Genomic DNA, 15,152 nt, shown 5'->3' on the forward strand with positions numbered 1-15,152 from the left:
CGCCTCGCCGCAGCTTGCTCGCCGGATCGAGGTCAGCTGTTGCCTGCCGGGCGTGGGCAAGCGCACCGCCATCACCCTCGCCGCAACCATGCCGGAACTGGGAAGCATGGACCGGCGCCAGGCCGCAAGCCTCGCCGGGCTCGCCCCTCATCCCAAGGACAGCGGGACCCTCAAGGGATATCGCCGGATGCATGGCGGACGCTCGGGCGTCAAGCCAGCTCTCTTCATGGCAGCCTTGTCCGCAAGCCGCGCTAACGGGCCATTAAAAGAGGTCTATCAAAGACTTATCAACAACGGAAAGAAGCCCATCCTCGCAATCGCTGCCCTCATGCGAAAGATCATCGTCATCCTCAACGCAAGAATCAGGGACGACAGAAAATATCAGAGTTGATGACAGGATAAAACTCTAATCACGTCATCCCCGACACCATAGGTGTCTGGGGATCCATGTTTCACATCTTACCGTCAGTGTAGGCGGCGTATATTAAACCGTTAAGCGCGCAATTGTTCTTGTGCCTGGATCAGGACGGGCGCGTCAAGGCTGTGGGCTGGGCGGGGAAAGTGACAGGTCACCCGCGTGCCCTCCCCGGGCACGCTTTCCAGATCAACCCAGCCATTATGGAGCTTTACCATATCATTCACGAGGGAGAGGCCGAGGCCCGCCCCGCCGCCTTCGCCCGATTGGAAGCGCTCAAACACCCGCGCCTGGGCGTCTTCGCTGATGCCTTCGCCATCATCGGCCACCCACAGGCGCGCGCCATCGCCATCGACGTCCGCGCCGATTTCGATCTTGCCGCCGGGCTCAACATGATCGAGCGCATTGGTGAGCAGATTATAGAGGATCTGCTTGATCCGCTTAGGATCGGCTTGAATGGCGCGCGTGGCCCCTTCGGTATCAAGCGCGATTTTAATCCCGCCATGTTCAGCGCGGCTGGCGATCAAATCCATCGCTTCTGCGGCGGTTTGCGCCAGTGATGTCTCTTCGATGTCCAATTCCAGCTGACCGGCATCAATCGCGGCAATGTCCAGAATATCGTCGATCAACTTGGCCAGTTGTTCAGACGCGGTCTGAATTGCGCCCATATGATCTTTCTGGCGATCATTCAGCTCCCCGGCAAAGCCGTGGGCCAATAGATCGGCATAGCCGCCAATCGTGGTCAGCGGCGTGCGCAGCTGATAGCTCACATGCTCAACGAATTCGGTCTTGATACGGTCAGAGGCGGCCAGCGCTTCTGCCCGTTCGCGCAGCGCCGTTTCGATCCGGCGGGAGTCCGAAACATCATCCCAGGCAATCAAGGTCGCGCCATCGGGCAGCGGACGGGTGACGAAGGTCAAGATGCGATCATCGGCGCGGCGCACCTCCCCGGTGGTGGGTTGGCGCGAATCCGGACTGGGATCGGTAATGCGAGCTTTAAGATCGGCCCAGGCCTGACTGTTGGGGTAAAGGCCATGGCTACGATGGGCGATGTCATCAAAGGCCACACCATCGAGGGCTTCAGGATCGAGCTGCCACAGGCTTTCAAAGGCGGCATTGTGCAGGCGCAGACGCCCGTCAGAGCCAAAGACCGCCACCGCTTCATGCAGACGGTCCAAGGTCGCGCGCTGCACATTGATCAAGGTGTTATAGCGCGCCTGCAGGGCCAGCTCATCAGTCATGTCCTGGAAGATCAACAATAATCCGCCCATGGGGTGGCGCTGGCGCGCAACGCGTAGGGTCTGCCCATTGGGCAGGGGCCACAGCTCATCGGGCGTTTCCTGATTGGGGGCCTGCTCATAATGGGCGAGCTCGCCCGATTTCCAGCGCGCATAATCGGCTTGTTCAGGGATCAGGCGCTTTTCACGCAACCGATCCAAGAGGGCCCCATGGGTGGGCCGCTCGGTCAAGGTGGCGTCATCGAGCTTGAAGAGTTTGGAGAAGGCCTGGTTGGAGAATACGAGGCGCCGTCCACGATCAAAAATCGCCACGGCCTCAACCATCTGGTTCAGCGTGTCGTCATGGGATTGACGGAAATGGCGCAATTGCGATTTCGCATCTTCGCCTTCGGTAATGTCAAAGGCAAAACCGGCCGCACCGCCAGAGACGGGGAAGATGGAAATTTCCATCGTGCGCCGTTCACCATCCACGATCACATTCCGGGTCTCGCGCGCAGGGTGACCGGTGCGCAGGGCCTCGGCGGCCAGCTCCGTGACGGAGTGATCAATCAGGATCTGGTCTTCCAGGACTTCACTGGCGCTGCGCGCTTCCACGGTGCGGGCATAGGCCGGATTGACCCATTCCAGCTTGCCATGAGCATTGATGCGCCAGGCGGGAATGGGCGCACGGCCCAACATGTCCAGGAAGGCCAGCGGATCTTCAGACACGGTCTGGCGCGCCGCTTCCAGGCGCACGCGGGCATTGGCTTCTTCCAGGCCGCGAATGGTAGAATCCGTCAGCCAGATTACCACCTGATGGGCGGCAGTGCGGCCATCGGCTTCGATAAAGCGCCCCGATGGCCCCGAGATCGAGAGGGAGAAGGGCGTACCATCTTCGACCAGCTGAGACATTTTCTGGCGGAGCGATGTGTCATCGCCATTGGTGCTGCGCGCTTCGAAATCACCAATACTGTTGAGGAGGTCGCCAGCCGGGTTGGAGCGTGGGTCATTGGAGTTCAAATCGGCAAAGCGCAACATGGTCGCGAGCGCCGTGGGCGAGCCATAAACGCGCGGTGCGCCCCAATCATGGGCGTTGGGGGCATGGGCGGCATCCCAGACCAGGACCAGGCCGGGGTGAACGCCAAACAGGCTATCGGCGTGGGAGACTTTTTCTTCCAACTTGGCCACACGCTCGCGCCAGGCCTTCTGTGCCGCGCGCGCGCCCGTGGTCAGGCGATAGGCCCATAAACTGGTTGCGACCCCGAAGGCGACCGCGCCGCCGGTAATGGCCAAGGTTGCGAGATGAACCGGTTCGCCGATGATCATAAGCTTAGCGCGCCTTTCGCCTTTTGCCCGTGGAGCCTCTTGGATAACTCGATTCACTCGAGTGTAACTGAGCCTCGCGAATCAGGATTTTAACCAAATCCTAACACTAAAGCGATGGGGCTGGCTTTATTCATTAAGTCTTTCCACAAGCGATCGTGGATTAACGCACGCGTACCTCACCCATGCGGAACTCAAACAAGACCACACAGCCGCGCAAGGGTATCTCGCTGATGAGCGGCTTAAACTGCCAATTTTCAAGGGCTTTACGTGCTTCACGGTCGAAAGATCCGCCGGGAATGCCATTGGCAATACGCGCATTCACGACCTGGCCAGAGCGCTCCACATCGAACTGCACAATTGACCAGCCCTGCAGGCCGCGCGACCATCCACGGGCCGGATAATCCGGCATCGGTGCGCGTAAGGCGTGCAGAGGCTCGCCCACACAGCCCTCAGCATTGGTCATGCGATCCACATGGGGCAGGTGGGGGAAGTCTGAGGTCGCGCGAAAGATCGCGCGCTCACGCGGATGACTGAAGGGCGTTGTGGCGCAGGCGCTTAAGGTGAGGCTAGCGGCAAGGACAAAAAGGCTCACGAGAAGGCGCTGGATCATAATCACACTCAGTTTAGGTCTCAAGATAAGCCCCTAGGCGGGCTTTGGGGCCAAACTAAGACCTTAATAGCGATCTGAATAGATCATGCGCCGGTTTAAAAGCCCTTGTGTGCAGGTGGCATAGCTGCGCTCAACCTCCACCAGGCGCCCTTCTTCGGCTTGGCCGGTCATCACTGCATAAACGCCAAAATCAGGGCGATACCAGACCCGGCTGGACCAGCCTTCGTCATTGCTGCCTTCAATCAGATAGGTTTTGCGCGTGCGGCCACAAAAATCGCGGTTGGTTTCGCTGATAATCTCAAAATGATAGCCCGCATGGTCCCAGCCATTACTGCTGGGCGTGCCACGCTTGGGGAAGGCAAAGAGAAACGGCCATTCCAGACAGATATAGCGCTCATCCGAGCACCCGATCAGACGTAAGGGACGCCCAAATTCGCTATAGGTGCCGTCTTCCAGGGAAATGAAGAGATCATAATGGGGATCGCTAAGATCATGCAAAGGGTGGAGCGTGATATGGCCACCATAGGATTTATTATTGCTGCTGATCAGAACCGGGCGTTGATCTAAGGCAAAATTCCAGATGAGAAGGCCGATCGCCACAAGAACAAGCGCGATAAGGGACACCATCAGCGTCCCGCTCAGGATTGGTCGGCTTTCAAATGCATCGCGCATGGCTTTCCCCTCTGGCCCTTCAGCATACCCAGGATCAAGCTCACCCCGTTTGAGCTTAGCCCTGATGCTCTGGTAAATGGACGGTCAGACCATCCAGTTCCGCAGTCACCTTAATTTGGCACGAAAGGCGCGATGTGTCTCGCACATCTGTTGCAAAATCCAACATAGATTCTTCCATGGAGGAGCGCTCGCCGGTTTTGCCCGCCCAATCGCCATCGACATAGACATGACAGGTGGCACACGCGCATGCTCCGCCACAATCGGCATCAATACCGGGCACCATATTGCGGATTGCGGCTTCCATCACACTTAAGCCTTCAGGGGCATCCACGGTGTGGGATGTGCCATCGTGTTCGATATAAGTGATTTTTGTCATGGTTTTAGGGACTCCGTCAGATCTCAGGCGCAGGCAGAAGGCGTCTGTTTAAGCCAAGAAGGTTTTCATCGCTACTGTGACATCCCGTAACGCTTCGGGGTCGGGGCGCTTATCCTGGGCAATCATGCGCTGGGCGGCGATATATTCCTGCGGGGCATTGACCGCTTCGCACGCGATTAAGCGGCCGTCTTTAAAGTGGAAGAGGGCAAAGCGCCCTTCCTCGGGATCACCGCGGCGCACCCTCTGATCGGCACCCTCAATCAGGCCGGTAATCTGCAGTTTCAGCTCATATTGATCTGACCAGAACCAGGGCACGGGATCATAGTTGACCGCCTCGCCCATAATGCTGGCGGCGGCGGCCTTACCCTGTTCGATGGCATTATGAACCGATTCCAGGCGCAGCGATCGGCCATAGCGCGCACTGGGCAGGTTCGCCACATCGCCGATGGCATAGATCAAGGGATCATCGGTGCGCGCGCTATCATCGACCTCAATCCCGTCATTGCAAGAGAGCCCTGCGCTTTCAGCCAGCTGCGTATTGGGCGTCAGCCCCGTGGCCATTAAGACCAGATCGGCCGTGATCACTTCACCGCCCGCAATTCTGACGCCCTCGGCCTTATCGTCCCCGACAATGGCCTCGACGGGCGTGTTCACACGCAGATCCACGCCATAGCCGCGATGGATGGCACCGAACCAGCCGCCCAGCAGGGCGCTGGCCGTGCGGGCCATGGGGCGCTCAGCCGCTTCGATCACTGTGACATCAAGCCCGCGTTTGCGCGCAGAGGCGGCGACTTCCAGCCCGATATAGCCCGCGCCAATGATCGCGACATGGCGTGCTTGGTCTAGGGCGGCGGACAAGCCATCGGCTTCGATCAAATCGCGCAGCACATGGACACCCATAAGATCCGCGCCGGGAATGGGAATGCGCCGGGCTGTGCCTCCGGTGGCCAAGATCAGATAATCATAGGCGATTTCACGACCGTCTTTCGTGATTACCAATTGGCGTGCCCGGTCCAGCGTGGTGACACGGGTATTCGTGAGAACCTCAATCTGGGATTTCTCATAAAAGGCTTCAGGCTTCAGCCACAACCGGTCCAGCGTTAAATCCCCGCTGAGATAGGCTTTGGACAAGGGCGGGCGCTGATAAGGAAGGCTCGCCTCATCCCCGATCAAGGTGATGGGATCTTGATAGCCGCGTTTTCTGAGCTCTGTCGCCGCGCTGAGCCCGGCCTGGCCAGCGCCAATGATCACAGTGCCGAACGGCCCGGATAAGGGGGATTGGGTCATGAAAAGGCTCAATTCTTATCAAAGTCGCATGGGTGTATCAGGTTGGTCTTCGCCTGACAAAGTCAAGGTGAAGGCGCTGTGGCCAACTGTCTGTGCCCAGAAAAAAGGCCAAGCGGTGCCCAAGAAAGTTTCGCTGCGCTGGCGTTACCATCTTGCCCTCTCTCCTAGGGCTTATTAATCACATAATAATGGCTCAGTTTGAACATATCCTCACTGATGAAGCTGCGACCTTGCAGGCGGGTGCGCGTTTGGCGCAGCTTGTGCGCGCGGGCGATACGCTGTTGTTAGAGGGCGATTTGGGCATGGGTAAGACCACCTTCGCGCGCGGTTTCATCACCGAATATGGCGATGTGGATGACGTGCCCAGTCCCACATTTACCCTGATGCAGATCTATGACGGGCGCGAAGGCCCCCTGATGCATTGCGATCTCTATCGGGTCGAGGAAGAAGACGAGCTAGAAGAATTGGGATTTGATGATCTGATCGGCGATCATGTGGCCTTGATCGAATGGCCAGATCGTCTGGGCCGGTATTGTCCGCCAGATTATCTCACCGTGACATTAACCCCTTATGGCGATGGGCGAAAACTAACGTTCACGGCTCAGGGGGATTGGGGGCGCCGCATCGGCGACATTGAACATGCATTCCAGCAAGATTGAACCGCAAAGCCGCGATCAGGCCCGTTTAGAGTTTGTCGCCGCCGGCGATTGGGCGGGGTGTGAGATCATCGCCTTTCCCGGTGATGCCTCCACGCGCTCTTACTATCGCTTGGTTAAGGATGGGAAGACCGCGATCTTGATGGATGCGCCCTCAGGGGCTGAAGCGCCCGCCTGTCCGCCTGATGCGGATTGGGATATGCGCGCCAAGCTGGGCTACAATGCCGAAGCGCGCTTGTCGGCTTGCAACACCGGGGCCTTTTGCGGATTGGCCCAAGGCTTGACCCAGCGCGGCTTCTCCGCGCCGCGCATCTGGCAGGCGGATCTGGGTCAAGGCTTTTTGATCCTTGAGGATTTAGGCGATAATCTGTTCGCGCGTGATATTGAGGCCGGGGCCCATGAAGGGGCCTATTATGCCGGCGCTATTGATGTTTTGGGCGCGCTTTATCGGTCCAGCTTCTTAGAGTATTTCGATTTTCAGGACCATCGCTGGTGGGTCGGGGCCTATGATCATCAGGCCTTACGTGCGGAGACCCACCTCTTCACCAATTGGTATATCAAGTTTCAGGCGGAACAGAATTTAAGCGCGGATGAGCTGCATGAATGGGATGCGATCTGGGATCAGCTCTGGCCCGCCCTTGAGGCCCATGCGCCGGGCCTCATTCTGCGCGATTTTCATGCGGAAAACTTGCTCTGGCTGCCCCAGCGTGAAGGCCAGGCCCGTGTTGGGCTTTTAGATTTCCAGGACGCATTATTTGGCCATCCGGCCTATGATCTGGTCTCCTTATTGGAGGATGCACGCCGCGATGTTTCGGCGGATCTGGTGGAGCCCTTGAAAGATCGCTTCTTCGAGGCGGCGAAGTTGAAAGATCGCGAAGCCTTTGAAGCCGCTTATGCGATTTTGGGTGCGCAAAGGAATGCCAAGATTTTGGGTATTTTCGTGCGCCTGGCCGTGCGTGATAAAAAGGGGAAGTATCTTGATCTTATCCCGCGTGTCGCGCGTCATTTTGTCAAAAATATCAATCATCCCCTGTTGAAAGATCTCAAAGCCTTTGTCACAAAGCATGCCGAGATTGTGATGAAGGATGCTCAGCGATGATCCCAAAGCGCGCCATGGCGCTGGCCGCCGGTCTTGGCACCCGTATGCGCCCGCTGACCAATGATCGCTGTAAAGCGCTGGTGGAGCTGGGCGGGCAGACCTTGATGGATTATGCCCTCGATCGGTTTGCTAGTGTTGGCCTCGATCAGGTCGTGGTCAATGTTCACCACTTCGCCGATGCCCTGGAAGCCCATCTGAAATCACGCCAAGATCATAACACTATTATTATTTCTGATGAGCGGGACGCTTTGCTGGAAACCGGGGGCGGTTTGGTGAAGGCTGCGCCCCTGTTGGGTGATGATCCGATCTATGTCTCAAACATAGATGCGGTCTGGGTCGATCCCGATGGGGAAGCGCTGAAAAGCCTCGCCGCCGCCTATGACCCAGACGCTCATGATTTCTGCCTGCTGCTGGCCCCTCTGGCAAATACGCTGGGCTATGATGGGGCGGGGGATTTCTATCTGTTGGATGATGGGCGTTTGGAACGGCGCGGCGCGCGCACCCAGGCTCCTTATGTCTATGCCGGGGCGCAAATCCTTCATCCGCGGGTCTTGAAAGACCAACCCCTTGAAGCCTTCTCGCTTAATCGTTTGTGGGATCGGGCTTTGGCCGAGGGCCGGATGATCGGTGTCGAAATGGCTCCGTTCTGGATGCATGTTGGCGATCCCAAAGCGCGGGACGAAGCCGAAGCGCGCCTACGGTCTTAATCGCGTCTAAGGTCTTGTATCTGGTTTATCTTCGCGTCTTGGGTTAGGCCAAAGCCCAGGGGCTGAGATTAGGTGATTCTTTAGAAGGGTAGGGCGATGGATTGTGATCCGCAGAAACTGTGGGGGCCGGGGCCAAAGCTTTATACCCTGCCGCCTTCCGTACCTTTCCTCACCGAATTGGCGCGTACGATAAAGGCGGTCTGTGCCCAGCCTGAGGATTTGGCCGATATCACGGTTCTGGTGCCCACGCGCCGGGCGGGCCGGGCGCTGGCCGATGCCTTTGCCGATCTGGGCGGGGTGGATATGCCCGCGGCCCTTTTGCCCATGATCCGCCCGATTGGCGATGTCGATGCCGATGATAAGCCCTTTGAACCGGGTGAATTGTCTGACATTGCCCCGCCTGCGATCTCCTCGGCGCGCCGCCGGTTTGAGCTGGCGCGCCTGATCATTGCGCGCGAAACCGCGGTGGGCCGATCCATGGGTCCGGGTGCGGCGCTCGCCCTGAGTGAAGATCTCGCACGCTTGCTGGATGATTTGGCCACGGAAGACCGGGCCGATCTCAGCCGCCTGGATGAGGTTGTGCGCGCGCATCTGCCGGCGCACATGCAAGAAGCCGCGCTGTTCCTCGACATTATTCTCAGCCTGTGGCCCGAACGGTTAAAGGAATTGGGCTGTGTGGATCCGGCCTTTCGCCGCTCGGCACTGTTGAAAGCTTTGGCCGATAAATGGCGCACCACCCCGCCGCCAGGCCCGGTTGTGATCGCGGGCTCCACCGGGTCTATCCCGGCGGCGGCGGACTTAATGGGTGTGGTTGCGCGTCTCGATCAGGGCTGTGTGGTCTTTCCCGGCTTTGATTGTGATCTGGATGAGGCCAGCTGGAGCGATCTTGATGAAAGCCATCCCCAGTTTGCCATGAAAGAGGCGCTGGCGCGCATGGGCCTGACGCGCCGCGATGTCAGCCTGTGGCCCGGCATTGAAGAAGATCACAGCGCCAAGGCGCGCCGTCATGTCCTGGCTGAGGCTTTACGTCCCGCCAAAGCCACCGGCGATTGGCTGAAATGTGTGGCCCGCCTGAAAGCGGATTTTGGGGAGGATGTCTTTACCCAGGCGCTGGACGGATTGTCCCTCATCGAAGCGGCCACACCGGGCGAGGAGGCGCGTATTATCGCGCTGCACCTACGCCAAACGCTTGAAAGTCCAGACGCGCGGGCCATCCTTGTCACACCGGATCGCGCTTTGGCGCGCCGGGTCATCGTGGAGATGCGCCGCTTTGGCGTCGATATGGATGACACCGCGGGGGAGGCGTTAAGCGATACGCCCAGCGGGTCTTATCTGATGCGGTTAATGGATGTGGCGCTGGATCCGGGCTCGGCCTTGGCGTTCGCGGGGCTTTATGCCTCGCCCTTATTTGCGCTGGGTGAAGACCGTGCGCGCCTTCGTCCCATATTTGGCGCGATGGAGCGTTTGAGCTTGCGCGGACGCCGTCCCGGGCGCAGTTTTGGCGCGCTCAAAGCTCATATTCTCAAAACCGTCGCCGATAAAGAGGATGCCCCGGTTTGGCAGGAGGTTTTGGAGCGGTTTGAGGCAGGGCTCGCCCCGCTGATGCAGCTGCAGGGCGCACATTCGGCGAGCGCCTGGGCGCGGGGCTTGGTGGAGGCTGGGGAAGCTTTGGCCGAAACCGCGCGCCAATCGGGCGCAGAACGGCTATGGGCCGGATCAGGGGGCGAAATGGCAACCCTGATGCGTGAATTTATTGAGGAATCCGGTGCGCTGGCCCCGATGACGGGCGCAGATTTCCAACGCAGCTTGATCGAGCTGGCCCGCTCGCGCCGGGTGCGTCCGCTCTTTGGTCAGCATCCTCGCTTGCAGATTTTCGGCCCGATGGAGGCGCGTCTCGCCAAGGCCGATATGGTCATCCTGGCCGGTTTGAATGAAGGCGTGTGGCCTGCCAAGCCGAAGATTGATCCCTTTGTCTCGCGCGGTATGCGCTTGGCGGCGGGCCTGTCGGCACCCGAACTGCGCTTTGGCCTGGCGGCCCATGATTTTGCCGAAATGGCCGCTTCGCCGCGCGTGGTGATGACCCGCGCGCAAAAGGTGGATGGCACACCGGCGGTGGCCTCGCGCTGGATCTGGCGGTTGCAAACCCTGGCGCGCGGCGCGCTGGGTGAGGGTGCGGCCAAGGCCGCCTTTGCGCCCGCGCTTGATTATCGACATGTCGCCAGTGTGCTGGATGCGCCCGCACGCCGGGTGCGTCTGGCCCCGCCCAATCCGTGTCCACCAGTCTCCAAACGTCCGCGCCAGCTGTCCGTCACGCAGATCGAAACCTGGGTGCGCGATCCTTATGCGATTTTTGCCCGTAAGATCTTGCGCTTGGAAAAGCTGGAGCCTTTGGATCGCGAACCGGGCGCGGCTGAACGCGGCACGGCCCTTCATAATGTGCTGGAGGGGTTCTTAAAATCTCTGCCCGTAGGCGCCTCCTTGCCACTGGATAGTGAAGCCCAGCTGATGGAGCGCGCGCAAGGCGCACTCTTAGAGGCCGGGTTCGATCCCAATGATCTGGGCTATGAATTACCGCGCTTTCGCCGGGCCATGGCCTGGTTTTTGGACTTTGAAGCCGCGCGGCGACGCCAAAACACCTTCCCGCTGGCCCTAGAAACCAAGGGACGGCTGTCGATTGAGGCACCCGGCGGCCTTTTCACCCTCACTGCGCGGGCCGACCGGATTGATCTACGCGCCGATGGGGCATTGGAACTTCTCGATTACAAAACCGGTGGTGTGCCAACCACTAAGGAGGTCGCGGCCGGATTTGCACCTCAGCTGGCGTTAGAGGCGATCATCGCGGCCCAGGGCGGGTTTAGCGATGTGCCGCCCCATGAAAGTGCCGCGCTGGTGTATGTGCAATTGACTGGCGGGCGCACGCCCGGGATCAAAAAATCGGCCACGGGCAAGGATGATGACGTCATGGAGGTGTCCGAGCGGGTCTATGCCCTGTTAAAAGCGCGTATTGCGCATTTTGATCAGGCCGAGACCCCTTATAAAAGCCAGCCACGCGCCAAATGGGTTAATAGCTGGGGTGATTATGATCATTTGGCACGGCGTAAAGAATGGGGCGTCACCGGTGAAGAGGGCGAGGGGGATGAAGCATGAGTTTTGATCCCACCATTATTGAGGCCGCCAGTGCGGCGCAAAATCTCGCCGCTGATCCGCGCTATAATGTCTTTGTCGAGGCCAATGCCGGTTCGGGTAAAACCCGCGTTCTGGTTGACCGCGTGGCGCGCCTTTTGCTGGATGGGGCCAGGCCCGATCATATCTTGTGCGTGACCTTTACCAAGGCCGCCGCGGGTGAGATGCAGACACGTCTTTTCAAGAAGTTAGGTGAATGGTCAACGGCCTCTGACGAGAGACTGACCGATCAGTTAGCCAAGTTGAGTGGCAAGACCCCTGATGGCGAAGAATTGGCTCAGGCCCGGCGTCTGTTTGCCAGCGCGTTGGAAACACCGGGCGGGTTGAAAATCCAAACCCTGCACGCCTATTGCGAAGGGCTGTTGCGACGCTTTCCCTTGGAAGCGGGCTTGCCGCCGGGCTTTGCCACCCAGGAAGATCGTGAAAGCGCGATCCAGCGCGGCCATGCCCTGCGCTGGGTGTTGGGCCAAGCCTTGGAGGCTCCCGACGGTCCCATTGCATCCGCGATTTCTCTGATTATTGAGCAAGTTGGCTCTACAGGTCTGGAACAGATCATTTCTGCAGCCCAGTTCAAACGCCATGCCTTGCGCAAGGCCCTGCACCAGGCGGGTGACTTAGCGGGCTTGCATGATGCGTTGGCCGAGGCGCTGGGGGTGGCACCCGATGCGACCCCGGTTGGGATTAAGCGCACGGCGATGGAGGCCTTGGACCGCGATCTGATCGAAGCGGGCTATTCGGCGGCGCTTACAGGGACCAAGCCGACGGATAAGAAATTTGCTGAAAGCCTGGGCCATATCCTCGCCCATCTGCGCGCGGGGCAATGGCAGGAGGCGTTTGCCGTCTACACGTCTATCTTTCTAACGGCCAAGGGGGAACCGGGCAAGAAAGCGCCCTTCACCAAAGATATCGCTAAGGCCTTTCCCCATATTGATGACGCCTTTGGGCTGGACGGGTCTTTGCGCGCGGATCTGATCACCCAGATCATGCCGCGCATCGCCAGTGCCAGTGTGCGTGAATTAAGTGCGGCCGGTTTGACCCTGGCCCATGCCTTTCTGGATGCCTATGAACAACGCCTGAAGCAGGCGCGCGCGGTGGATTTCTCCGATCTTGTCGAGCGCGCGCGGGCCCTGTTGGAAGATTCAGAGGCGCGCGATTGGGCGCGTTACAAGCTGGATGCGGGTCTTCAGCATGTTCTGGTGGATGAGGCCCAGGATACTGCGCCCGAACAATGGGCCGTGGTGCGCGCATTGAGCGAGGATTTCTTCTCCGGCGAAGGTGCGCAGAGCGATACAATCCGCACCGTCTTTTGTGTGGGTGATGAGAAGCAGTCGATCTATTCATTCCAGAACGCTGATCCCAAACGCTTTATTGCCGAGCGTGAGAGCCTTGCGGCGCGCTCAGAGGCCGCCGAGCTGGCCTTCACTCAGCCGCCCTTGACGGCGTCCTTTCGCTCAGCGCCTGAGGTTTTACAAGCGGTCGATTGGGCCTTCGCCCTGGAGGCTCAGCAGCTCAGCGTAAGGGCTAATTTTGCGGCCCCGGAAGTGAAATTCGCGCCTACGCCTGGCCTGGCTTTTCAGGCCTATAAAGGTCATCAGGCCGCACGCCTCAACACCCCCGGCACCATCGAAATCTGGCCCTCGATTCCTCAACCGGAAAGTCCTGAGGAAGAAGACTTTAACGCCGATCTGGAGGCCAAGCCCGTGGATCAGGCGCGCGGGGATTCCGCACGCAATCAACTCGCTGAAGCGGTCGCGCGCGCCATTCGCGATATGATTGCGCGCGGCGATGGGGTCTGGGATGAAGGCCCTGAGGGCTGGGTTCAGCGCGCGGTTGAGCCGGGTGATATCTTGATCCTGGTGCGTCAACGCTCCAGCCTGTTTGAAGAAATGATCCGCCGGTTAAAGCTCTATGGCGTTCCCGTCGCCGGGGCGGACCGGATGAAATTGCCTCAGCAATTGGTGGTCGAGGATTTATTGGCGCTGGCGCGCTTTGCCTTGCTGCCTGAAGATGATTTATCGCTGGCAATCATCTTGAAAAGCCCAGCTTTTCATCCCATTGCGCTCGATCAGCCCCCGATTGATGATGATGCGCTGTTTGATCTCAGCCTCTCCAAGCACAAACGCCTGTGGGATAAGCTGCGCGCGAGCGAAGATCCGCGTTTTATGGAGGCGAAAGCCGCGCTGGAGGCCGCGCGCGCGCGCGTCGACGCCGATGGGCCTTATGCCTTCTTTGCGACTTTCTTGAACGAGATCACGACCACAGGGGAAAGCTGCATGGCGCGGTTTTATGCCCGCCTGGGCGAGGAGGCGCGCGATCCGTGTGAAGAATTTTTAAGCCGCGCCTTGGCGTTTGAGCGCGATGGCGCGCCCAGCCTGGTGCGCTTTGTCCATGCCCTTGATCATGATGACAGCGATATCAAGCGCGAGATGGAGGGCGGGCGCAATGAAGTGCGGGTGATGACGGTCCATGCCTCCAAAGGCTTGGAGGCGCCGGTGGTCTTCCTGCCCGATACCACAAAGACCCCGAATGCGCCCAAGCAGGGTCTCTTTGCCCATCCCGATCTGGGTGTTATCTGGGCCAATGAAGCCGGGGCCAAAGCGCCCTTGGTAGAAAGCCTGCGCGATGAAACGCACAGCGATATGATGGCCGAATATAATCGCTTGCTCTATGTGGCGCTGACCCGCGCGCGCGATCGCCTGATCGTGTGCGGCGCACGCCATGGCCGCGCGCCAGGCAAGGTTAGTGAGGGGGCTTGGCATGATCGCCTGATGAAGGCCTGGCCCGGCGCGCATGACGCGCACTGGCGCGGGGTGGAAAGCCCGTTAGATACGCTCGCCGTGGACAATGGCTGGACGGGCGAGCCAAGCTATCGCTATGGCGTCGATCCGGTGGCCTGTGCGCCGCGTTTGGAGCGCCAGACGGACAAGGCCGTGCCCGACTGGCTAACACGGCCCGTGCCTGTGGAAGGGGCGGCCTTGCGCAATATCGCGCCCTCGCGCTTATTCGCCGATGAGGATGAGTTTGAGCCCGCGAGCCTTTCGCCTTTGGCCCAGGGCGGTATGCAGCGTTTCCGGCGCGGCTCGCTGATCCATAAACTCTTGCAAGTTCTTCCTGATCTCGATGAAAGCCGCTGGGCGACGGCCGCGGCGCGCTTTTTGGATCAGCATGCCGATCTCAGTGCGGATCAGCGCGATGAAATCGCGCGCGAGACATTGAAGGTGTTAAACGATCCGCACTTTAAACCGATTTTCGGGCCGGGATCGCGCGCTGAAGTGGCTCTGGCGGGCCGGGCACCGGGATTACCCGATCATGTGCGGGTCAACGGACAGATTGACCGCCTGATTATTCGTGATCACGAGATTCTGATCATCGACTATAAAACCAATCGTCCCCCCCCGATGGAGGTGGAGGGGGTTGCGCGGGTCTATCTGGGCCAAATGGCGGCGTATAAAGCGCTTTTAAGCGCGCTTCACCCGTCGAAAACCGTCCGCTGTGCCCTTCTTTGGACCGATGGGCCACGTTTGATGGAGCTACCCAGCGCGCTGCTCGATACGCTCTTCGAACAGGGATCATCTTGACCCGGCGCGCGGGGCTTCTTAGGTGT

The 15,152-nt window shown here is 59.3% G+C and carries 11 protein-coding genes; 6 read left to right on the plus strand and 5 right to left on the minus strand.

All coding sequences use genetic code 11. The features are described 5' to 3' along the window. On the plus strand, nt 1-391 hold a 391-nt coding region (locus H151_RS0105580; protein ID WP_019960661.1), incomplete at its 5' end, for a transposase. Nucleotides 392-492: 101 nt separating this feature from the next. On the opposite strand, the gene H151_RS0105585 is transcribed toward H151_RS0105580, so the two are convergent. The 5 genes from H151_RS0105585 to H151_RS0105605 form a co-directional block, all read right to left on the minus strand. Continuing rightward, nucleotides 493-2,958 carry a sensor histidine kinase gene (locus tag H151_RS0105585; protein ID WP_019960662.1) on the minus strand — a complete coding sequence of 822 codons (2,466 nt, stop codon included), beginning with the start codon at nt 2,956-2,958 and terminating at the stop codon, nt 493-495. Nucleotides 2,959-3,118: 160 nt separating this feature from the next. Beyond that, nucleotides 3,119-3,592 carry a TonB family protein gene (locus H151_RS0105590; protein WP_233354532.1) on the minus strand — a complete coding sequence of 158 codons (474 nt, stop codon included), beginning with the start codon at nt 3,590-3,592 and terminating at the stop codon, nt 3,119-3,121. A gap of 39 nt (nt 3,593-3,631) precedes the next feature. Next, nucleotides 3,632-4,240 carry a hypothetical protein gene (locus tag H151_RS0105595; protein ID WP_019960664.1) on the minus strand — a complete coding sequence of 203 codons (609 nt, stop codon included), beginning with the start codon at nt 4,238-4,240 and terminating at the stop codon, nt 3,632-3,634. A gap of 55 nt (nt 4,241-4,295) precedes the next feature. Beyond that, nucleotides 4,296-4,616: a 2Fe-2S iron-sulfur cluster-binding protein gene (locus tag H151_RS0105600; protein WP_019960665.1), complete on the minus strand. Its 321-nt coding sequence runs from the start codon at nt 4,614-4,616 to the stop codon at nt 4,296-4,298. A 48-nt stretch (nt 4,617-4,664) separates the two neighbouring features. Next, nucleotides 4,665-5,903: an NAD(P)/FAD-dependent oxidoreductase gene (locus H151_RS0105605; protein ID WP_019960666.1), complete on the minus strand. Its 1,239-nt coding sequence runs from the start codon at nt 5,901-5,903 to the stop codon at nt 4,665-4,667. A gap of 188 nt (nt 5,904-6,091) precedes the next feature. On the opposite strand from H151_RS0105605, the gene tsaE reads away from it, so the two are divergent. The 5 genes from tsaE to addA all read left to right on the plus strand — a co-directional run bounded on the left by tsaE (nt 6,092) and on the right by addA (nt 15,126). After that, nucleotides 6,092-6,562, plus strand: a complete 471-nt coding sequence (tsaE, locus tag H151_RS0105615; protein WP_019960668.1) for a tRNA (adenosine(37)-N6)-threonylcarbamoyltransferase complex ATPase subunit type 1 TsaE — start codon at nt 6,092-6,094, stop codon at nt 6,560-6,562. Further along, entirely contained in the window at nt 6,543-7,658 is a 1,116-nt protein-coding gene (locus H151_RS0105620; protein WP_019960669.1) for an aminoglycoside phosphotransferase family protein, read from the plus strand. Before tsaE ends, H151_RS0105620 begins: the two co-directional genes overlap by 20 nt. Continuing rightward, nucleotides 7,655-8,365 carry a nucleotidyltransferase family protein gene (locus tag H151_RS0105625; RefSeq protein WP_019960670.1) on the plus strand — a complete coding sequence of 237 codons (711 nt, stop codon included), beginning with the start codon at nt 7,655-7,657 and terminating at the stop codon, nt 8,363-8,365. The genes H151_RS0105620 and H151_RS0105625 overlap by 4 nt, the downstream gene beginning before the upstream one ends. Nucleotides 8,366-8,461: 96 nt before the next feature. Beyond that, nucleotides 8,462-11,512 (plus strand): double-strand break repair protein AddB, encoded by a 3,051-nt coding sequence (gene addB, locus H151_RS0105630; RefSeq protein WP_019960671.1) that lies wholly within the window; start codon nt 8,462-8,464, stop codon nt 11,510-11,512. Beyond that, nucleotides 11,509-15,126, plus strand: a complete 3,618-nt coding sequence (gene addA, locus H151_RS0105635) for a double-strand break repair helicase AddA (protein ID WP_019960672.1) — start codon at nt 11,509-11,511, stop codon at nt 15,124-15,126. Before addB ends, addA begins: the two co-directional genes overlap by 4 nt. Nucleotides 15,127-15,152: the final 26 nt, after the last annotated feature.

Source organism: Woodsholea maritima DSM 17123 (assembly GCF_000382325.1).
In the GTDB taxonomy this organism is placed as follows: Bacteria; Pseudomonadota; Alphaproteobacteria; order Caulobacterales; family Maricaulaceae; genus Woodsholea; species Woodsholea maritima.